Below are 19,206 nucleotides of genomic sequence, written 5' to 3'. Positions count from 1 at the left end.
AAGGCGACCTTCCCTTCTCCCCGTTCACGGGGAGAAGGTGGCCCGAAAGGCCAGATGAGGGGCAGCGCGGCCGTTCGCGATCACACCAGTCCTGAAGCGCGCGCGGCGGCGGACGCCTCGCCGCGCGAGACCGCGTCCAGCTTGCCCAGCACCGCCGAGACATGGTGATCGACCGTCTTCGGCGAGATGGTCAGATGCTCGGCTATCCGCTTGTTGGAGAAGCCGCGCTCGATCAGCTGCAGCACCTCCATCTGGCGCTGGGTCAGGCCAGCGCTGTTGGCGCGTGTCGCCTGGCGCGGCCCTCTCGCAATATGGCTGACGCCGCTGCGCCGCATCAGGGCGCGGACATGCTGCGCCACCGGCCTCGCGCCAAGACCCTCCAATATTTCGAGCGCCTCGCGCAACGCCGGCTCGTCGCCATGCAACAGGGCGAGCGCGCGGTCGAAGGGAGCGCCCATCCCGGCCCATAGCGCCGCGGCGCCGCGCCACTCGCCGGCGAGCAGCATCCGGTGCGGTCCCGCCATTCCCGCCGTGTCGCCGGGATCGCTTTCGAGTGACAGGAGCAGCCGCCAGATGGCGAGTTCGCCGAACACCGCCCGCGTCGGCGACAGGCTGTCGGCCAGCTCGATCAAGCCAAGCGCTTCCTGCCTGTCGCCTTGACCGAGCCATGCCCGTTCGGCCATCACCGCCGCGTAGGGCGCCAGCCGCTGCAGCTCCATGCCCTTGTCGAGGAACCGCTTCATCTCTTCCAGCACCGGCTCGGCCGAGGGATCGCCCCGCCTTATGCGCAGTTTTGCCAACGCCACCAGCGAGGGATAGCGCACCAGCGCGGTCGTCGCGTCATTGTCGATGACGTCATGCGCAACAGTGGCTGCGTCGTCCCACAGGCCGCGCCGCACCAGGAGCTGCGCCTGCACGCCCCGCATGTAGTCGCGCCAGGTCGCCAAATCGTTCTCGACGCAATAGGCGATGCCGCGCTCGAGAAAGGACTGCGCCTCGGCGAGGTCCAGTTGGTTCATCTCGATGCAGGCGCAATTGGTGAAGGCGCGCGCCGCATGCTCCTGGAAGTTCTGTTCGAGCGCGAGCTCGAGACTGCGTGCGAGATGCAGCCGGCCGCTGGCCAGATCCAGCCATTGTTCGGCCGAACCCAGATTGTTGAGGGCGTGGCAGACGATGTCCGGCCTGTCCAGCCGCTCCGCCAGCTCGACCGCCCTGCCGCCGAGCAGCAGCGTCTCATCGAGTTTCTCGGCCAGCATCGCCAGTTGCGAGAGATTGGAATAGGCCATGGCAAGCTCTGGTCCGGCGGGCGCCGCTTCCAGCAGTTCCACCGCCTGCGCGCCGAACAAATCCGCCTGCTCGCGGTCGCCGACGAGATAGGCGAAGCGCGACAGGCACCGCAGGCTGTCGCCCTCCCTGAGCCTGTCGCCCAGGGCCTGCTGCAGCCGGCGCGCATGGCCTTGCGCCTCGATGGCCGCGTCGATGCGGCCGATGAGATGACATTCGAAGGCATAGCCCTCATAGAGCCTGGCGCGGTCCTCCATCGACATGGCGTCGGCGTAGCGCAGGGCGACCTCGTAATGCCCGGCGGCATCGCGATGCGCGCCGACGCGCGAGGCCTCGCGCGCCGCCAGCGGGGCAAGCTCGCGCACCGCCTGCAGGTTCTGCGCCTCGACCGCATGATGCACCAGCCTTGCGGTGGCGACGTCGGCGTTTTCCTGCAATGCCGACAGCGCACGCTGGTTGAATGCGCGCCGGTGGCTTGGCGTCAGCATCATCTCGATGGCGCGGCGGGCGATATCGTGCCGGAAGGCATAGCCGTCGCCCAGATCGTCGAGCAGGCCGTTCGACACGCATTCGGCGAGCTGGCCGGCACTGGCGACACCGCACAGGCCGCGCAGCGCCCAGGCATCGGCGCGTCGGGGAAACACCGACACCGCATCGAGCATCGAGCGCGCGCCGGGCGACAGGCGTTCTGCCCGCGCCAGCACCGCGTCGCGCACGCTGGCCGGCGGCGTCGCCACGTTTTCGGCCGCCAGCAGTTCGGTGACGAAGAAGGCATTGCCGGCGGTGGCCCGGTAGATGGCGTCGCCATCGCGGCCCGCGGCATCGGCCAGCGACAGCACCGCCGCCTCGCTGAGCAGCGGCACATCGATGCGCTGGACATTGCCGGATGGAATCTCGCCCAGCGCGCGGCGCACGCGCATTTGCCCCTCGCTGCGGTCGGTGCGCGCCGTGAACAGCAGCAGCATATGCGTGTTGGCGAGGCGCCGGCCCAGGAAACGCACGAAGTCGAGCGTCGCATCGTCGGCCCAGTGCATGTCCTCGATGATCAGCAAGCCTGGCCGCGACCTCGCCTCGAAGACTTCGAGCGCGTCTGAAAACAGCGGCAGCCGCTGTCCCTGGCGGTCGTCGATCGCCCGCGGCAAGGCCCATTGCGCATCACGTGCCAGATCGTAGAGGGGCCCGAGCGGATCAGGAATCGAAAGGTCCTCGCAGGCGCTGCGGAAAACGGCCGCGCCTTGCCCGACGCGCGCGAGGAAAGCCTCGACGAGCGCCGTCTTGCCGGCGCCGGCCTCGCCCAGCAATGCCGCCACATGGCCGCGACCCTGCATCGCCTCCGAGAGCAGCTGATCCAGCTGCCCGAGTTGCGCCTGCCGCTCCAGAAGCATCGTCATTGGCCCATGGTCTCGTCGCCGCCCGGTCCATCCCGCCAGCATACCCAGCCCCGGTATCCGCAGTGTGGCTCCGAGACCAAACGTCGAAAACATAGGGAATCTTCCCGGCAAATATGGGGAAAGGTTCCGATGCGCGTCTTCAACGAGCGTGGTTCTTATCCAATCGCGCTCAAACCGGGCGTGAATCATTTCACAGGAAGGAAGCCATTCCATGCCTCGCTATCTGGTTGAACGGACATTCCCCGACGGGCTCACCGTGCCGATGAACGACGCCGGCGCCACCGCGCTCGGCGGCGTCATCATGCGCAATGCCGAAAAGGGTGTGACCTGGGTGCAGTCCTTCGTGTCGCCGGACAAGAAGCACAGCTTCTGCATCTACGACGCCCCCTCGCCTGAGGCGATCCGCAGCACGGCGCAGAAGAACGCCCTGCCGGTCGACAAGATCACGGAGGTGCGGGTCCTGGACCCCTACTTTTATCATTGATCCAAGGAAGGGCGGACCCGACCATGAGCGTGAAATTGTCCTGGGCGATGACGGTGGGGGCGATGATGGCGGCCGGTTTTCCGGGCTGCTCGATCTCGAAACGGCAGTCCCCATCGCGCTAGCCGGCCGCGCAACCTCCCGGCGCGGTCTCGCATGGCGGATCGTGTCCGCGCTGTTCTCGCCATTGCGAAACCGGCGCCTGCCGCCGCAGGACGATCATCTGAGGCGCGACATCGGGCTCGGACTGCGCGAGCTGCCGCGCGACTACTGGGAATATTGATGGCACCAGCGGTGATCCGCCATCACGGCGGGATCGTTCGATCCCGCCGCCTTCAATGACATGCACAGCGCGGCAGGGTGCGGTCTTCCACCGGCCGGCATTGCTGCTCTCGCGTCCTAGACGAAACGGAGAAGGAAATGACCATTCAGATCTGGACCAGGGGCCTCATCGGCATCCTGACGATAGCCGCGGCCAGCGCCGCCCAGGCGGAGAATGCCAACCCGCTGGCCGACAAGGTGCGGGCGGGCGACAGCCGCTTCGAGGATGTCGCGGTGGCGAAAGCCGAGGGCTATGCGCCGATCCCCTGCGCCAGCGGCATCACCGGCGGCGCCATGGGCATCCACTACGTCAACGCCGCTTACCTGAAGGACGATGCCGTCGACCTCGCCAGGCCCGAGGCGGTGATGTACGAGCCGGTGGCCGACGGCACGCTGAAGCTGATCGCCGTCGAATACATCACCGCGAAGGGTCCGGCTTCGCTCGAGGGTCAGCTGTTCAACTTCAACAGCGCCCCCAACCGCTACGGCCTCGGCGCGTTCTACGAGCTGCATGTCTGGGCCTGGAAGCAGAACCCGACCGGCACCTTCGCCGACATGAACCCCAACGTGTCGTGCGACGCGATGAAGGGAATGTGAGGCGCCTCTTCCTTCTCCCCGTTTCACGGGGAGAAGGTGGCCCGAAGGGCCGGATGAGGGGCGGCGCCGGCGCCTGATGTCTTCTATCGCCTCAGCCTTCTCCGGTTTCGCCGCACGGCAATCCTTCGAAAGCTCTCGCCGCCCCTCATCGCCTGCTGGCACTTTCTCCCCGTATGGTGACGGGGGAGAAGGAAGCGCCCACCCAACCGTTTCTTAATGTGTTTTCGCTAGACCGAAACGCAGGAAACGAGGCGGAAAACGGAGAATAATCGGGGTGCGCTTTTCCGCGGCGACGACTGCCGGGCGGTTTTTGCCGCAGCGCTTGGCGCTGCGCGTGAGCCCGTTGCTTGGCCGCATCGATGCCGTGCTGTTCACCGCCGACGAGCGCGGCGAGGCCGGCCGCATGTCGCTGATCGCCTTCACCATCCGCATCATCAGCGCCGTCATCGCCTTCGTCAGCCAGGTGCTGATGGCGCGCTGGATGGGCTCCTTCGAATACGGCATCTTCGTGCTGGTCTGGGTGACGATGGTGATCGTCGGCAACCTCGCCTGCCTCGGCTTCCACACCTCCGTCATCCGCTTCATCCCCGAATATCGCGAGCGCGGCCTGCTCGCCGAACTGCGCGGCATCGTGATGGCGAGCCGGCTGTTCGTGCTGGTCGCCTCGACGGCCATCGCCGGCCTCGGCGCGCTCGGCGTCTGGCTGTTCTCGCCCTGGATCGAGAACTACTATGTCGTGCCGTTCATCCTCGGCGTCATCTGCCTGCCGATGATCGCGCTGGGCGATCTCCTGCAAGGGCTGGCGCGGGCGAATTCATGGGCGCTGTTCGCGCTGTCGCCGACCTATCTGGTGCGGCCGGTGCTGATCCTGGTGTTCATGGCGCTGATGCTGGCGGCGGGCTATGCGCCCGATGCCAGGACCGCGATCTTCGCCTCGATCGCCGCTACCTACGCCACCACGCTCGGCCAGTTCTTGGGCGTCACAGCGCGCATCGACCGCAAGCTGGCGGCCGGCCCGATGAAGGTCCATTTCGCGCAATGGTTCATGGTCTCGCTGCCGATCTTCCTGGTCGAGAGCTTCTTCTTCCTGCTCACCAATGCCGACGTGCTGATGGTCGGCGCCTATCTCGATCCCGATGACGTCGCCGTCTATTTCGCCACCGTGAAGACCCTTGCGCTGGTGCATTTCGTCTATTTCGCCGTCAAGGCCGGCGTCGCCCAGCGCTACGCCCAGTTCACCCATGGCGAGCCGGAGCGGCTTGCCGCCTTCGCCCGCGAGACGGTGTCGTGGACCTTTTGGCCCTCGCTCTTGATGGCGCTGCTGGTGCTGGCGCTGGGGCAGCCGATGCTGGTGCTGTTCGGCCCCGAATTCACCGCCGGCTATCCGCTCTTGTTCCTGCTCGTCTTCGGCGTCGTGGCGCGCGCCGCCGTCGGCCCCTGCGAGAGCCTGCTCACCATGAGCGGCAACCAGAACATCTGCGCCGGCGTCTACGCCATGACGCTTGCCTTCAACATCGGCCTCAACGTGCTCTTGATCCCGTTCTTCCACCTGTGGGGCGCGGCGATCGCCACCAGCCTCGCCATGGTCTTCGAGGCCAGCGCGCTCTCCTTCACCGTCTGGCGCAAGCTCGGCATCGTCATGTTGATCTTTGCGACCGCCAGGAAAGGGACCGCCTGATGGCCGCCATCCCGTTGCTCGAGGAAACCAGCGGCGGTCCGGCCGGCGCCATGGTGCAAGGCCTTGCCGGCCTGGCGCGCGACGCCGACCCCGCCCATATCGAGATCCTTGCCAACAACCGGCCGGAGCGCAAGCTTGCCATCTATCCGGCTTCCGCCGGCTTCGACCTGGTCGAGGAACTCGACTATCTCTGCACCCGCACCCTCGAGCCCAACGTCTTCTTCAACCCGCGCTTCCTGGCACCGGCCATGCCGAGGCTCGAGGACCGCGAGGTCAAACTGGCGGTGATCCGCGACGGCGACGAATACCGCAACCGACTGCGCCTGCTGGTGCCGTTCTCGGTCGAGCGGCCGGCGATCCCGCTCGGCGTACCCGTCATGCGCACCTGGTCGAGCCCGTTCGGCCCGCTCGGCACGCCGCTGGTCGACCGCGACGATCCGGTCGGCGTCATTGAGGATTTCGTCTCGATGCTGTCCAGGCCGCACCTCAAGATGCCGAAGGTTTTCGTGCTGCCCGACATCCGGCTGGACGGACCGGTGGCGAGCCTGTTGACCACCTTCGCCGACACGCGCGGCCTGACCATGGTCACCACCGGCAAGATGGACCGTCCGGTGCTGGAAAGCGAGGCTGACGCCGAGGATTACCTCAAGGCGTCTCTGCGCTCGCACCATTACCGCGAATTCCGCCGATTGAAGCGCCGCCTTGCCGACCTCGGCCAGCTCGAACATCTGGTCGCGCGCGGTCCGGACGATATCCGCCATGCCATCGAGGCCTTCCTGACGCTGGAGGCGGCCGGCTGGAAGGGCCGCGAGCGCACGGCCATGGCGATCGACCGCTACCGCGCCGCCTTCGCCCGCGAGGCCGTGCACCGGCTGGCCGAGCAAGATCTCTGCCGCATCCATTCGCTGACGCTCGACGGCCGCACCATCGCTTGCCTGATCGTCTTCGTCGAGGGCGGTGTCGCCTACACCTGGAAGACCGCCTATGACGAGACCCTGTCGGCCTATTCGCCGGGCACGCTGCTGATGATCGAGGTGACCAGGCAGAATCTCGACGACCCCAACATCGTGGTCACCGATTCCTGCGCCGTGCCCGACCATCCGGTGATGAGCCGGCTGTGGGTGGAGCGCAAGCCGATGGGCACGCTGGTGCTCGGGCTGTCGCCCGACGCCGACCGCCTCGCCCGCCAGGCGGCCTCGCAACTCCATCTCTACCGCGAGACCCGCAACATGGCGCGCATCCTGCGCAACCGCATGCGCAGCCTGTTGAAAAGGCGCTAGATGAACGCCGGCGCACGGTTTATGGCTGCCGGCGGCCAAATCGGGCCGGCCTCCGCGATAAAGCATTCCAGATGATACGAGCCTTCCTGCGTCATGCCGGCCTCGCGCCGGTTCTCCTGCTTGCCCTGCTGCCGACGAAGGTTTTCGCCGGCTCCTGTCCCGAGGACTGCAGCGAGCCGCCGCCCGTCGACATCTACAGCCATACCGCCGCCGGCGACCTCAGTCCCGCAACTGCGGGTGCGTTGCCGCGCGTCTATGTGCCGAACCGGTCGTCGAACAGCGTCTCGGTGATCGACACGGTGACCCTGAAGGTGGTGGATAGGTTCGGCGTCGGCAGCAAGCCGCAGCATGTCGTCCCGTCCTGGGATCTGACGACGCTGTGGGTGGCCAACAACGGCACCGGCAAGAACGGCAGCCTGACGCCGGTCGATCCGAAGACCGGCAAGCCCGGCCAGCAGATCCCCGTCGACGATCCCTACAACATGTACTTCATGCCCGACGGCAGTTCGGCCATCATCGTCGACGAGGCCTTGCGGCAGCTCGACCTGCGCGACCCGCAGACCATGGCGCTGAAGTCGGTCATCGCCACGCCCGACTGCGCCGGCATCAATCACGCCGATTTCTCGGTCGACGGCTCCTACGCCATATTCACCTGCGAATACGGCGACGGCGGGCTGCTCAAGGTCGACCTGAAGAACCAGAAGGTGCTTGGCCGGCTCGACCTCTCCAGGATGGGCATGCCGCAGGACATAAGGCTCTCGCCCGGCGGCAAGGTCTTCTACGTCGCCGACATGATGAATGACGGCGTCTTCCTGGTCGACGGTGACAGCTTCAAGGAAATCGGCTTCATCGCCACCGGCATCGGCACGCATGGCTTTGTCGTCAGCCGCGACGGCAAGCGGCTTTACGTCTCGAATCGCGGCTCGCACAAGATGGAGCAAGGCCGCGCCAAGGGTCCCGGCAGCGTGACGGTGATCGACTTCGCGACCCGCTCGGTCGTCGCCCAATGGCCCGTTCCGGGCGGCGGCAGCCCCGACATGGGCAATGTCAGCGCCGACGGCAGGCAGCTATGGCTGTCCGGCCGCTTCGACAGCGAGGTTTACATGTTCGACACCACGTCCGGCGCGGTCACCAGGATCCCGGTCGGAGCGGAGCCCCACGGCCTGACGGTGTGGCCGCAGCCAGGACGGTACTCGCACGGGCACACGGGGAACATGCGGTAGGCCATTGCCCTTTTGAGGAGCGGTGACCGCGTCAAGACAAATGCATTCTTCCGCAGCGATCTGCCTAATGATTCGGCAGAATTCCGGAAATATTGAGTAAAATTGCCCCGGCTTCACGCTTTAATTGTATTAGCGATTCCTCATTCTCTTCGACCGAAAGATTTAATCGGCGGAAATGACAATTTTCCCTGTACTATATGGTCATTCCTTGGAACGATAATTTGAACTACAACGTTGGTCCGTAAGCGGTCGCTTGAACTCCCATCGAGCGGCTCGAACAGGCCGGCATTCCGAGGAAGGATCGTCCGATGACCAGTGTCGTCAACGCCAAAGGCATTCCCCTTCCCTACACCGGCGCTTCCACCCATTGGTACTCCGCAACCGGAGCCGGACCGGAGCTGCGCGGCACGTCCGGCAACGATTCATTCTGGGGCGACACCAGCGTCAACGTCACCATGTATGGCGGCGCTGGCGACGACTATTACCACCTCTATTCGACGATCAACCGGGCCGTCGAGCTGCCCGGGCAGGGCATCGACACGATCGACACCTGGATGAGCTACAAGCTCCCCGACAATTTCGAGAACCTGGTCGTCACCGGCGCCAACAAATATGCCTTCGGAAATTCGCTCGACAACATCATCAAGGGCGGCACCAGCAGCCAGACGTTTGACGGCGGCAAGGGCAACGATGTCCTGATCGGCGGCGGCGGCGCCGACACGTTCATCATCACCAAGGGCAATGGCAGCGACCTGATCGCCGATTTCGGCGCCGACGACACCGTTCGCCTCAACGGCTACGACTTCATGTCGTTCGACGACGTCAAGGCGCACATGATCCAGTCGGGGCCGAACCTCCTGCTGAACCTCGGATCGGATGAGGTGCTGGTGTTCAACAACACCACCGTCGACAAGCTGTCGGCCGGCCAGTTCGATCTGCCGATCGACAAGTCCGGCATGACGTTGTCCTTCTCCGACAATTTCAACACGCTCAGCCTTCACAACAGCCAAGGCGGCACCTGGGATACCAATTTCTGGTGGGGGCAGCCGAACGGCAGCACGCTCACCCAGAACAACGAGCTGCAATGGTATATCGACGCCAACTACGCCCCGACGAGCTCGGTCCATCCGTTCAGCATCAACAACGGCGTGCTGACGATCACCGCCGCACAGGCGCCGGCCGACATCAAGCCGCTGATCAACAACTATGAATACACCTCCGGCATCCTGACGACGCACGACACCTTCTCGCAGACCTATGGCTATTTCGAAATGCGGGCCGACCTGCCGGAAAACACCGGCGCCTGGCCGGCCTTCTGGCTGCTTCCGGAAGACGGCTCGTGGCCGCCGGAGCTGGACGTGGTGGAAATGTACGGCCAGAGCCCGAACGCGCTGCTGATGACCGCGCACACAAATCAGACGGGGACCCACACCAAGGTCGGGTCGACGGTGAATGTGTCCGACACCGACGGCTTCCACACCTACGGCCTGTTGTGGACGCCGGACAAGCTGGTGTGGACCTATGACGGCGTGCAGGTGGCGGAGGTGGCGACGCCGTCCGACATGAACAAGCCGATGTACATGCTGGTCGATCTCGCGATCGGCGGTCAGGCCGGCGCACCGCCGGACCATCTCGCCACGCCGGCCGAAATGAAGATCGACTATATCCGCGCCTACACGCTGGACGATTTGCAGCAGAGCCACCTGAGCACGACAGGCGAACACACTGTCTAGGCGGACCGGCGCCATGTCCCGGGGTCATGATCCGTTGGTCGATGCGGGAAAGGCCGGAAGCTCGAGCCTTCGTGCGGTGTTCGTGCGCGCCGTCACCGATGTCGGCCTGTTCTCGCTGCTGATCAACATCCTGCTGTTGGTCATCCCGCTCTATTTGCTGCAGGTCTATGACCGCGTACTGCCCTCCTCCAGCGTCGAGACGCTTGCCTATCTGTCGGTGATCGCCGTTCTCGCGCTCGCCTTCCTCGGCTTCCTGGACGCCGTCCGCGCCATCTACTCGCAGCGCATTGCAGCCACCGTCGACCGGACGCTGGGCGCAAGCACATTCGCCGCCTCGCTCGGCGCCAGATATGCTGGCGGCCTGTCGCCGCTGCGCGATCTTGCCTCGGTCTGCGCCTTCATCAGGTCGCGCGGCGTGGCGGTGCTGTTCGACCTTCCCTTCGCGCCCGCCTTCCTCGCTCTGCTCTATCTCATCCATCCGGTGCTGTTCTGGCTGACGCTCGCCGGCGCCGTGCTCTTGCTTCTCCTGGTGGTGGCGAACCAGCTTGCGATCGGCAGGAACGATGCCTTGTCCGCCGAGCGCTCGGCGCTCGCCAGCCGGGCCGAGCAGGCCTTCGAGCGCAATGCCGAAACGCTGCGCGCCATGGGCATGATCGAGAACGCCGCCCGGGTCTGGGGACGGCACGTCGGGGAAGCGCTCATCCTGCATGACCGCTCCTCGAGCGCCAACGCGATTTTCAGCGGCGCGTCGCGGGCGCTGCGCATGATGCTGCAGCTGGCGATCCTCGGCGCCGGCGCCTGGCTGGTGCTGCAGGGACAGATGACGGCCGGCATGATCTTCGCCTCCTCGCTGGTGTCGTCGCGCGCGCTGCAGCCGCTCGACCAGTTGATCGGATCCTGGCGGCAGATCGTCGACGCAAGGCGGGCGTGGAAGCGGCTGGCGACAGCGCTTGCGGCGCATCCGGCGAAAGCGCGCAAGCTCACCCTGCCCGATCCCTCCGGCGCGATCTCCGCGCAGGATGTTTTCTTCATCGCGCCGAATACCCCGCTAGGCGCGGAGCCCATCCTCAAGCGGCTGAACTTCCAGATCGGCGCCGGCGAAGCGGTCGCCATCGTCGGCCCGAGCGGCGCCGGCAAATCCACGCTGGCGCGATTGCTTGTCGGTGCCGCCCAGCCGACCGGCGGCTCGGTGCGGATCGACGGCGCTGACCTCAGGACGTGGGACGAAAACCAGCTAGGCCGGCACATCGGCTATCTGGCGCAGGAGGTGGAGCTCTTTCCCGGATCGATCGGAGACAATGTCGCCCGTTTCGACCCTGAAGCGGCCGACCCGGCGATCATCGCGGCGGCAGGGCGCGCCGGGGCGCATGAGCTGATCCTGGCGCTGCGCGACGGCTACCAGACCGTGGTCGGTCCATCGGACAGGACGCTGTCGGGCGGCGAGCGCCAGCGGATCGGCCTGGCGCGCGCCTTCTACGGCAATCCGCGCATCCTCGTGCTGGACGAGCCCAGCACCCATCTCGACGGCGGCGGCGAGATGGCGCTCGAGGCGGCGCTTGCCGCAGCGCGGGCAGCCGGCGTGACGACGATCGTGATCACGCATCGTCCTTCGATCGCCGCGGCCTGCGACCGCGTGATGCTTTTGCGCGGCGGCGTGATCGAGGCTTTTGGTCCGAGCGGCGAGGTGCTGCGGCAGCCGGTGACCGGCAAGGGCCCGGCCGCACAGCCGAACACGGTGGTGACCGGATCCTTCGCCTCGACCATCCGTCCGCACAGCATCCGCTTCGGGTCCTAGCCATGGCCGTCGGGCGCCTCACCCTCGAAACGCAGCCCCGCACCGACTTCCGGCGCGTGGCCTTGACTGGCTACGCGGCGACAGCGCTGCTGGCCGGCTGCTTCGGCTATTGGGCCGTGAGCGCGCCGCTTGCCGGCGCGGTGATCACGCAGGGCACGATCGCGGCGACCGGCGGCAACATCCTCATCCAGCATTCCGAGGGCGGCATCATCAATCAGTTGCTGGTCCATGAAGGCGACCGCGTGCGGCAGGGTGAGCCGCTGATCCTGCTTGATCGAACGGCAGCGCAGGCCGACCTCAACCGGCTGACGAGACAGTCGATAGCGCTCAGGGCGAGTGCTGCACGGCTGGAGGCCGAGCGCGACGGACTGGACGGGCTGGCGCCGATCATCGGCGCCGCGCCGGTGCCTTTCCAGCAGGACTTCGAAAATCTGGTGCGGGAACAGCGGAAGGAATTCGCCGCCAGGCTCGCCCGCTTCCGCTCGGAACAAGCGATCCTCGCCCAGCGTGTCGCCATGCATCGCCAGTCCGTCATTGGCTTGAACGCCCAAAAGCAGGCCGTTCAACAACAGGCCGAGGTGGTGAAGAAGGAGCTTGGCATCAAGACCAGCCTGCTGGACCAGGGCCTCACCAATCGCACCGAATATTCGCAGCTTCTGCGCTCGCAGGCCGATCTCGTCGGCCAGGCCGGAGCGCTGGAAGCCAATCTCGCGGCGGCCAACACGCAGATCGTCGAAGCCGAGCAGCAGATCGAGCGGGCGACCACGCAGCGCGTCGAGGAGGCCCTTACCAAGCTGGACGAGGTTCGCACCAATCTGGCCGACATCGAGGAACAGATGCGCGCCGCCGAGGCGGTGCTTCAGCGCACGACGATCAAGGCGCCGGCGGCGGGCATCGTGGTGTCGTCGACCTATAATTCCACGGGCAGCGTGATCGCCCCCGGCGAAAAGATCATGGAGATCCTGCCCACCGCGTCGGGTCTCATCGTCGATGCCAAGCTGCGGCCGAAGGACATCGACGACGTGCGTGTCGGTCAGCCGGCGAAGCTGCGGTTGGCGGCCTTGAACACGCGGCTGACGCCGGAGGTCTCGGCCGCCGTGACGCAGATTTCCGCCGATCGGCTGATCGACCAGGCGACGCACGAGCCCTATTTCCGCGCCAGGCTGAAGATTGCCGACCAGCTGCCGCCCGGCGTGAAAGCGGAGCAGCTTTATCCGGGAACGCCGGTCGAGGCGTTCATCAACACCGGCGACCGGACCTTCTTCGAGTATCTCGCCCGGCCAATGCTCGATTCCTTCGCGCGTGCTTTCACGGAGCGGTAGGTTTGCCGGCCGCAGATCTTGCCCGCACCGGGGCATTGCGGCCCCCTCCTTTTACCGCGCTGAGGCCCGCTGACCCGAATTGTCTATCCGCGCTAGCTCAAGCGGGCGATTTGGCGGCGGTCCATATCGGCTACAAATGACCTGTCGCTTGACGCTGGGGTCATTGGGTGGGCACCCGTCACCGGGTGGGCACGTACGTCAGGCCAGGTGTGCGGTTGGGGTTACGGAAGTCGCAACGTTTTGAAGCTCCGTCCCCGGCCGCACCTTGAGACATCCGCCCGGCTGGCCCCGGGCGGCATCAGCCGTCGTAAGACTGACAGGCCCCCAAAGCTCGCCTGTCAGGGTCCTGTCATTGCCCAGTCGCCATTTGGTTGTGCTGCCACCCGCGAAGGCAGCTCAAGGCAGCGGGGACCAACCCCAAGCCCCCCACCCGGTCCCCGCTGCTCAAACCGCCGTCAACGGTGCCCAGTCAGGCTGCAGCGACGCTCGCGCGGATCTATGGACGTCCCGGGGGCTGCTCCTGCGGAAATTGATCTTCATGGACGATTGCCGCGGCCCGTTCGAGTTTGCCTTTCACCTCGAAACCGATCCAGTGTCCGTCCATCAGGTGTGTCTGTCTCGGACAGGCGAGGAAATAGCTGCCTGTCTGCTGCGCAACAAAGTTGAGCTGTCGCTTCTCATTGATTTTGATCCCCTCCAGCGGGGTGGTGTACGCTCCCCAGATCGCATCCTCGGCCTTCAACTTCACTGGCATCTCCGACTGGGCATAGACTCTGGTCACCATCAGGCCGTGCCAGAAATTCGAGGAGCCATTGATGAAATCGATCTGCACCGACCAGTCTTCCGGCACGATGATCGTGAGATTGCCGCCCCAGTAGCCGTTGAAGTCGATGATGTCGGTCCGGATGTTGTCCCTGCGGTACCGCTCGATCTGGTTCCAGTCGGCTACGATCTCGATGGCCACCTTCTTGGCCGCGGGATCGTTTTTGATCCAGCTTGGGACGAAAGGCTCCCCAGCCAGTGCAATTCCAGGCGACAATCCCAAGGCGAAGACGAGGGCAAGGTGGGCAAAACGCGCCATCGCGAGGTTCCTCCCAAGCGTGGTGCCCGAGTTGACCACAATCGCGGTCGACCGGGCCTATCCCTTGAGGACCAGAATACCATCACAACAAGAACCCCACCAGCAAACCGCGCCTGCTGCAGCGGAACAAAGCCGTCCTCGCCGGAGGCGGTCAACTATGATCAAGCTCGGGCGTTCAGGTGCGGTTCTTGGAACATCTCCCGCGGGGTCTGCTCGACCTCGCTATGCACCTCTCGGGAGTCCAGGTCCTTGAAGGTCTTGCAACGACTGGCGGTCAATGGTGCCCCTAGCCGGGATCGAACCAGCACTCCTTGCGGAACTCGATTTTGAGTCGAGCGCGTCTACCAATTCCGCCATAGGGGCTCAGGCCGGGCGGCCTGGATGGGCGCGGACTATACGGTTGCGGGCCTGTTCGTCAACTGGCGAGTTTCCCGATCCGCATCTTGCCCGCGACCAAACTTCACCTTTCGGTTTCGTGAAGGTGCTGCCATTGTGCGGCGCGGAAAATCTTTCTAGACAAGCGGCGCGCCGATGCATGTCGCCCGACATGCCGGGCCCAGAGCCTGAAGGGCGGCGAAATCACAGGAGAGCCGATGCTTCGCGGACTTTACGACTGGACGCTCTCGCTGGCAGCGCGCAAATCGGCCGAATGGTGGCTGGCCTTCATCGCCTTCGTCGAAAGCTCCGTCTTCCTGGTGCCGGCCGACGTGCTCTATCTGCCGATGGCGCTGTCGAAGCCGGAGCGCGCCTATCGCTATGCCTTGATCGCCACCGTCGCCTCGGTGCTGGGCGGCATTTTCGGCTGGTTCATCGGCCACTACGCCTATGAGGCGGTGGCCAAGCCGATCCTCGAATTCTACGGCAAGTACGACGAGTTCGAGGCATTGCGGACGTCTTCCGGCATCGGCTTCATCATCCTGATGCTGATCACCTCGGGCGCCGCGCATTTGCCGCCGATCAAGGTGGTGACGATCCTGTCCGGCGTCATCGGCGTCAATCTGCTGCTGTTCATCGGCCTTGCCATCGTTGCGCGCGGCGCCCGCTTCCTGCTCTTGGCCTGGCTGCTGCGTCGCTATGGCGAATCGATCAAGGAGTTCATCGAGAAGCGCCTCGGCATGATCGTCGGCGCCGGCGCCGCTGCCCTTATTTTGCTCTATATCCTCGTCAGATACGCCCACGCCTAGCGCAATTCCAGGAAAAGTGCGTAGCGGTTTTCCGTCCGGAATTGCGTCAAAACAAATCTGGAGCCGGATGATTTCAGGACGAATCGACCTGAAATCTGAATCCGGCCCTAAAGCAAAGAGATAGAGCATGATGTCGCCCGAAAAGCGCTTCACACTTTTCGGCATCATGCTCTAGCGACCAAGCCAACGGACCACCTTCGATGACAGCGATCATGAATGCCGACACCGGACGCCAGCGGACGCGGGCGGCGCTGTTTCTCGCCGTCGCCATGGCCGCCACCGTCGGCTCGGCGCTCGCCTTCCAGTACATTGGCGGCTACATCCCCTGCCATCTCTGCCTGGAGCAGCGCACCCCCTACTACATCGGCGCGCCGTTGATGCTGCTGGCGGTGATCGCCTCGCTGCTCAAGGCGCCGGCGTGGCTGACGCGCGGCCTGCTTGGCCTCGGCGGCCTGCTGATGCTCTACGGCCTCTATCTCGGCGTCTATCACTCCGGCGTCGAATGGGCCTGGTGGCAGGGCCCGGCAGACTGCACCGCCGGCGCCGGCCCGGTCGACACCGGCGGCAAGGGCGTGCTCGACGCGCTCGACAAGTTCGTACCGCCCTCCTGCGACAAGGCGGCGCTGCGCATCCTCGGCCTGTCGCTGGCCGGCTGGAACGCCATCGCCAGCTTCATCCTCGCCGCTGTCGCCTTTCGCAGCGCGTTCGCGCGGGATTGAATTGAAGAGCGCAACACGGAGTTCGTCCAGAAATTCGCCAGCCCGGATTGGCTGGTGCGGCTTTCGAGAACCGGAGCGGAGCGTACTTAAGTACGTGAGCACCGGAAGCGCAGAAAGCTGCGGCAGACGGCCGGGCTCGCGGATTTGTGCCGAACTCTAAGGCTCCAGTTCGACATCCCAGTAGAGATAATCCATCCAGCTTTCATGCAGATGGTTGGGTGGGAACAGGCGGCCGTTGTTGTGCAGGTCGTGCACCGTCGGCTGATAGGGCTTTTGCAGCGGCCACATCTTGGCATGCGCCGGCATCATGCCGCCCTTCCTGAGGTTGCAGGGCGAGCAGGCGGCAACGACATTCTCCCAGGTCGTGGCGCCGCCGCGATGGCGCGGGATGACATGATCGAAGGTCAGGTCGTCAGGCGTGCCGCAATACTGGCACTGGAAACGGTCGCGCAGGAAGACGTTGAAGCGGGTGAAGGCCGGATGCCTCGACGGCTTCACATAGGCCTTCAGGCTGACGACACTGGGCAGCTTCATCGAGAAGGTCGGAGAGGAGACGGCATGCTCGTACTCGGCGACGATGTTCACCCGGTCGAGGAACACCGCCTTGATGGCATCCTGCCATGACCAGAGCGACAGCGGGTAATAGCTGAGCGGACGGTAGTCCGCGTTCAGCACCAGTGCTGGAAGCCCATCCGGAGATACGGCAACCGTCACGTCGTTGACCTCCTTGGCTCCGCGCATGACCCCGAAAATCGAAAGGATCATGCGCAACTTCAAAAGTCTTACGGCGTCTTTTTCGCATCCAACCGGATGCGCGGCGCCGTAACCGATCGGCGCGGATACTGTAAGCCCGACATGACAGGGATGTGAAGCGGATTGTCGCGCGCCCGAAATGTCAAAAACGCATGATTTTAGGGCTTTTTTACGGATTTACGCCGGTGGCGCGGCGTCCCTGCCCCGCGTCTCACGGTAGTAGGCCCAGAAAAGCCGCGACGCGACACCTCGCCACGGGCTCCATGATTCGGCGAGGCGGATAAGCGTTTTCTCCGGCGGACGCGGGTCGATGCCCAGCGCGTGGCCGACCGCGCTCTGCAGCGCGACGTCCCGCGCCGGGAAGACGTCGGGATGGCCGGCGGCGAACAGCAGGTAGCATTCCGCCGTCCACGGACCGATGCCGGGCACCGCCGTCATCGCCGTGATCGCCTCATTGGCATCGAGCCGGCAAAGATGATGGAGGTCGAGACCTTCGGCGACAGCGCTGGCGACAGCGATCAGGCCGCGCTGCTTCGGCCGCGACAGCCCGGCCTCGCGAAAGATGTCCTCGCCGGCGGCAAGCACCGCCTCCGGCGTCAGTGGATCGAGCAGCCGCACCAGCCGGCCGAAGATCGCGTCTGCGCTAGCGCGCGACACCTGCTGCGAGACGATGATCGAGGCCAGGCTCCTGAACCCAGGCTCGGAAAGCCTGAGCGGCACCTCGCCCGCCATGCCGCGCACCTTCTCCAGCCGCGGGTCGAGCAGGCAGAGCGCGTCCAGCCCTTGCGCGATATCGTCGAGACTGGCGATGCGTTGCATGCTTGCTTGTTTCCAGGACGCGCACGAAGTGGCAATTGATGGCCGTGCAAAGTAGCAACCGGCGAAAGCGCCGCACAACCCGATTGCCGCCAAAGAGATGACGCTGCTGACATTCCGCTTCGCGCCGAGCCCGAATGGCGACCTGCATCTCGGCCACGCCTATTCGGCGCTGCTCAACCAGAGGTTGGCGGAGACGGCGGGTGGGCGTCTGCTGCTGCGCATCGAGGACATCGACACGACGCGCTGCACGCCGGAATTCGAAGCCGGCATCTATCGCGATCTGGAATGGCTGGGGCTGGAGTGGGAGCGGCCCGTGCGCCGCCAGTCGGACCATTTTGCGGAATACCAGGCGGTGCTCGACCGGCTGGTCGGCGAGGAGCTCGTCTACCCTGCCTTCATGAGCCGTGGCGAGATCAGGGCCTATATCGCCGACAGCGACAAGCGTGGCCGCGACTGGCCCCGCGACCCCGATGGCGTGCCGCTCTATCCCGCCATGGACAAGGCCTTGCCGATCAGCGAACGCAAGCGGCGGATCGCCGAGAACGCCCCCTTCGCCTGGCGGCTGGATATCGAAAAGGCGATGGCGCGTGTCTCGAGCGACCTGTCCTGGACCGAATTCAGCGATGCGACGCTAGGGGCCAGGCGGCGCATCGAGGCGCGGCCGCGCGACTGGGGCGACGTGATCCTGGCGCGGCGCGACATCCCGACCAGCTACCACCTCGCAGTCGTCGTCGACGATGCCCTGCAAGGCATCAGCCAAGTCGTGCGTGGCCAGGACCTGTTCCTGGCGACCAGCGTTCAACGCCTGCTGCAGGACCTGCTCGGCCTCGATCAGCCGGCCTATTTCCACCACCGCCTGATCCTCGGCCCTGATGGTCGCAAGCTGTCGAAGAGCCTTGGCGACACCGGCCTCGCCGCGCTCAGGCAAGCCGGCGCGTCGCCGGACGACGTCCGGCGGCTGGTCGGTCTCTAGGATTCTTCGAGGTGGGTATGCTGAGATTCAGGTCAGGCCGCCTGGCATAAGTGGTACGGCGTCCTTAGCGCGTCCAACAGGACGCACGGCGCCGTACAGGCACAGGAGCCTGCCGTTCGCAGGCCGGCCTCACCTGAATATCACCAACGCGCCAGGCCGGCCTTTATCAGCGCCATGCTGCTGATGAAGGTGAAGGCGCCGCCCAGGCCCCAGGCGACCGCGATCTTGAGGTCCCTGAGGCTGATGCCGTGTTCATTGGCGACGATCACCGCGAGGAAGAAGCCGGCCGTGAACAGCAGCGTGTTGCCGGTCGAGCCGAAGCCGTCGTCCTGCATGATGGCGTCAAGCGCGGTGCCGAAGAAGAAGCCGAAGACGGCGACGGTCGCAACCGTCATCAGCAGCCAGCTCGTGTCGAGATGCAAAAGCATGCCTGCCCATGGCGCGCTGAACGCCATGCCCCTTGATCCATCGACAACTTGTCGGTTGCCGTGGCGCCCTATGTTGAATTCGGATGAGCTTATGGATCAATCGTTTCGTTTTGATTGCCGGATTGAACGGCATTAGAGCAATCT

16 protein-coding genes and 1 tRNA gene are annotated in these 19,206 nt (G+C 65.1%); 11 read left to right on the top strand and 6 right to left on the bottom strand.

Annotated elements, in window-relative coordinates; genetic code table 11:
• Positions 1–80 precede the first annotated feature (80 nt).
• Positions 81–2,669, bottom strand: coding sequence for an AAA family ATPase (locus EN857_RS28215; protein WP_127392144.1), 2,589 nt, complete (start codon positions 2,667–2,669; stop codon positions 81–83).
• 217 nt (positions 2,670–2,886) lie between these two features.
• On the opposite strand from EN857_RS28215, the gene EN857_RS28210 reads away from it, so the two are divergent.
• The 8 genes from EN857_RS28210 to EN857_RS28175 all read left to right on the top strand — a co-directional run bounded on the left by EN857_RS28210 (position 2,887) and on the right by EN857_RS28175 (position 13,105).
• Positions 2,887–3,159, top strand: coding sequence for a DUF4242 domain-containing protein (locus EN857_RS28210; RefSeq protein WP_127392141.1), 273 nt, complete (start codon positions 2,887–2,889; stop codon positions 3,157–3,159).
• A gap of 417 nt (positions 3,160–3,576) precedes the next feature.
• Positions 3,577–4,074 (top strand): hypothetical protein, encoded by a 498-nt coding sequence (locus EN857_RS28205; RefSeq protein ID WP_127392140.1) that lies wholly within the window; start codon positions 3,577–3,579, stop codon positions 4,072–4,074.
• Between the two features lie 274 nt (positions 4,075–4,348).
• Complete coding sequence (locus tag EN857_RS28200; RefSeq protein WP_127392139.1) at positions 4,349–5,752, top strand: lipopolysaccharide biosynthesis protein; 1,404 nt, start codon at positions 4,349–4,351, stop codon at positions 5,750–5,752.
• Positions 5,752–7,032, top strand: a complete 1,281-nt coding sequence (locus EN857_RS28195) for a GNAT family N-acetyltransferase (RefSeq protein ID WP_127392138.1) — start codon at positions 5,752–5,754, stop codon at positions 7,030–7,032. Before EN857_RS28200 ends, EN857_RS28195 begins: the two co-directional genes overlap by 1 nt.
• Before the next feature lie 71 nt (positions 7,033–7,103).
• Positions 7,104–8,255, top strand: a complete 1,152-nt coding sequence (locus EN857_RS28190) for a YncE family protein (RefSeq protein WP_127392137.1) — start codon at positions 7,104–7,106, stop codon at positions 8,253–8,255.
• A 308-nt stretch (positions 8,256–8,563) separates the two neighbouring features.
• A complete protein-coding gene (locus tag EN857_RS28185; protein ID WP_128346994.1) occupies positions 8,564–9,988 on the top strand; it encodes a family 16 glycosylhydrolase in 1,425 nt (474 codons plus the stop codon).
• Between the two features lie 13 nt (positions 9,989–10,001).
• Entirely contained in the window at positions 10,002–11,783 is a 1,782-nt protein-coding gene (locus EN857_RS28180; RefSeq protein ID WP_135859408.1) for a type I secretion system permease/ATPase, read from the top strand.
• Between the two features lie 2 nt (positions 11,784–11,785).
• Positions 11,786–13,105 carry an HlyD family type I secretion periplasmic adaptor subunit gene (locus EN857_RS28175; RefSeq protein ID WP_127392563.1) on the top strand — a complete coding sequence of 440 codons (1,320 nt, stop codon included), beginning with the start codon at positions 11,786–11,788 and terminating at the stop codon, positions 13,103–13,105.
• A gap of 496 nt (positions 13,106–13,601) precedes the next feature.
• Here the strand turns inward: EN857_RS28175 and EN857_RS28170 are convergent, their stop codons facing one another.
• Both EN857_RS28170 and EN857_RS28165 read right to left on the bottom strand, forming a co-directional pair.
• A complete protein-coding gene (locus tag EN857_RS28170; protein ID WP_135859407.1) occupies positions 13,602–14,186 on the bottom strand; it encodes a sulfocyanin-like copper-binding protein in 585 nt (194 codons plus the stop codon).
• Positions 14,187–14,464: 278 nt separating this feature from the next.
• Positions 14,465–14,549: transfer RNA gene (locus EN857_RS28165), tRNA-Leu, on the bottom strand.
• A gap of 230 nt (positions 14,550–14,779) precedes the next feature.
• Here EN857_RS28165 and EN857_RS28160 point away from each other — a divergent pair.
• The gene (locus tag EN857_RS28160; protein WP_127392565.1) at positions 14,780–15,370 is read left to right on the top strand and encodes a YqaA family protein; all 591 of its coding nucleotides are present in this window, start codon (positions 14,780–14,782) and stop codon (positions 15,368–15,370) included.
• Between the two features lie 200 nt (positions 15,371–15,570).
• Positions 15,571–16,089: a disulfide bond formation protein B gene (locus EN857_RS28150; protein ID WP_127284371.1), complete on the top strand. Its 519-nt coding sequence runs from the start codon at positions 15,571–15,573 to the stop codon at positions 16,087–16,089.
• A 156-nt stretch (positions 16,090–16,245) separates the two neighbouring features.
• On the opposite strand, the gene EN857_RS28145 is transcribed toward EN857_RS28150, so the two are convergent.
• Positions 16,246–16,803, bottom strand: coding sequence for an HNH endonuclease (locus tag EN857_RS28145; RefSeq protein WP_010911702.1), 558 nt, complete (start codon positions 16,801–16,803; stop codon positions 16,246–16,248).
• Positions 16,804–17,019: 216 nt separating this feature from the next.
• A complete protein-coding gene (locus tag EN857_RS28140) occupies positions 17,020–17,661 on the bottom strand; it encodes a DNA-3-methyladenine glycosylase (RefSeq protein ID WP_127284370.1) in 642 nt (213 codons plus the stop codon).
• 97 nt (positions 17,662–17,758) lie between these two features.
• Here EN857_RS28140 and gluQRS point away from each other — a divergent pair, with 97 nt between their 5' ends.
• The gene (gene gluQRS / locus EN857_RS28135) at positions 17,759–18,634 is read left to right on the top strand and encodes a tRNA glutamyl-Q(34) synthetase GluQRS (RefSeq protein ID WP_127392567.1); all 876 of its coding nucleotides are present in this window, start codon (positions 17,759–17,761) and stop codon (positions 18,632–18,634) included.
• A 140-nt stretch (positions 18,635–18,774) separates the two neighbouring features.
• Here gluQRS and EN857_RS28130 read toward each other — a convergent pair whose 3' ends face one another.
• Positions 18,775–19,089 carry a hypothetical protein gene (locus tag EN857_RS28130; protein ID WP_245493400.1) on the bottom strand — a complete coding sequence of 105 codons (315 nt, stop codon included), beginning with the start codon at positions 19,087–19,089 and terminating at the stop codon, positions 18,775–18,777.
• Between the last annotated feature and the right edge of the window lie 117 nt (positions 19,090–19,206).

The sequence above is a fragment of the Mesorhizobium sp. M4B.F.Ca.ET.214.01.1.1 genome (genome assembly GCF_004791545.1).
GTDB lineage: Bacteria > Pseudomonadota > Alphaproteobacteria > Rhizobiales > Rhizobiaceae > Mesorhizobium > Mesorhizobium abyssinicae.
The sequence above is the reverse complement of the archived record's forward strand: the minus strand, read 5'-3'. Positions and strand labels throughout refer to the sequence as shown.

Coding starts and splice junctions, on each gene's coding strand:
- EN857_RS28210 (WP_127392141.1), top strand. CDS start 2,887: ATGCCTCGCTATCTGGTTGAACGGACATTCCCCGACGGGCTCACCGTG.
- EN857_RS28150 (WP_127284371.1), top strand. CDS start 15,571: ATGACAGCGATCATGAATGCCGACACCGGACGCCAGCGGACGCGGGCG.
- EN857_RS28185 (WP_128346994.1), top strand. CDS start 8,564: ATGACCAGTGTCGTCAACGCCAAAGGCATTCCCCTTCCCTACACCGGC.
- EN857_RS28190 (WP_127392137.1), top strand. CDS start 7,104: ATGATACGAGCCTTCCTGCGTCATGCCGGCCTCGCGCCGGTTCTCCTG.
- EN857_RS28170 (WP_135859407.1), bottom strand. CDS start 14,186: ATGGCGCGTTTTGCCCACCTTGCCCTCGTCTTCGCCTTGGGATTGTCG.
- EN857_RS28175 (WP_127392563.1), top strand. CDS start 11,786: ATGGCCGTCGGGCGCCTCACCCTCGAAACGCAGCCCCGCACCGACTTC.
- EN857_RS28140 (WP_127284370.1), bottom strand. CDS start 17,661: ATGCAACGCATCGCCAGTCTCGACGATATCGCGCAAGGGCTGGACGCG.
- EN857_RS28180 (WP_135859408.1), top strand. CDS start 10,002: ATGTCCCGGGGTCATGATCCGTTGGTCGATGCGGGAAAGGCCGGAAGC.
- EN857_RS28215 (WP_127392144.1), bottom strand. CDS start 2,669: ATGCTTCTGGAGCGGCAGGCGCAACTCGGGCAGCTGGATCAGCTGCTC.
- EN857_RS28160 (WP_127392565.1), top strand. CDS start 14,780: ATGCTTCGCGGACTTTACGACTGGACGCTCTCGCTGGCAGCGCGCAAA.
- gluQRS (WP_127392567.1), top strand. CDS start 17,759: ATGACGCTGCTGACATTCCGCTTCGCGCCGAGCCCGAATGGCGACCTG.
- EN857_RS28195 (WP_127392138.1), top strand. CDS start 5,752: ATGGCCGCCATCCCGTTGCTCGAGGAAACCAGCGGCGGTCCGGCCGGC.
- EN857_RS28130 (WP_245493400.1), bottom strand. CDS start 19,089: ATGGCGTTCAGCGCGCCATGGGCAGGCATGCTTTTGCATCTCGACACG.
- EN857_RS28205 (WP_127392140.1), top strand. CDS start 3,577: ATGACCATTCAGATCTGGACCAGGGGCCTCATCGGCATCCTGACGATA.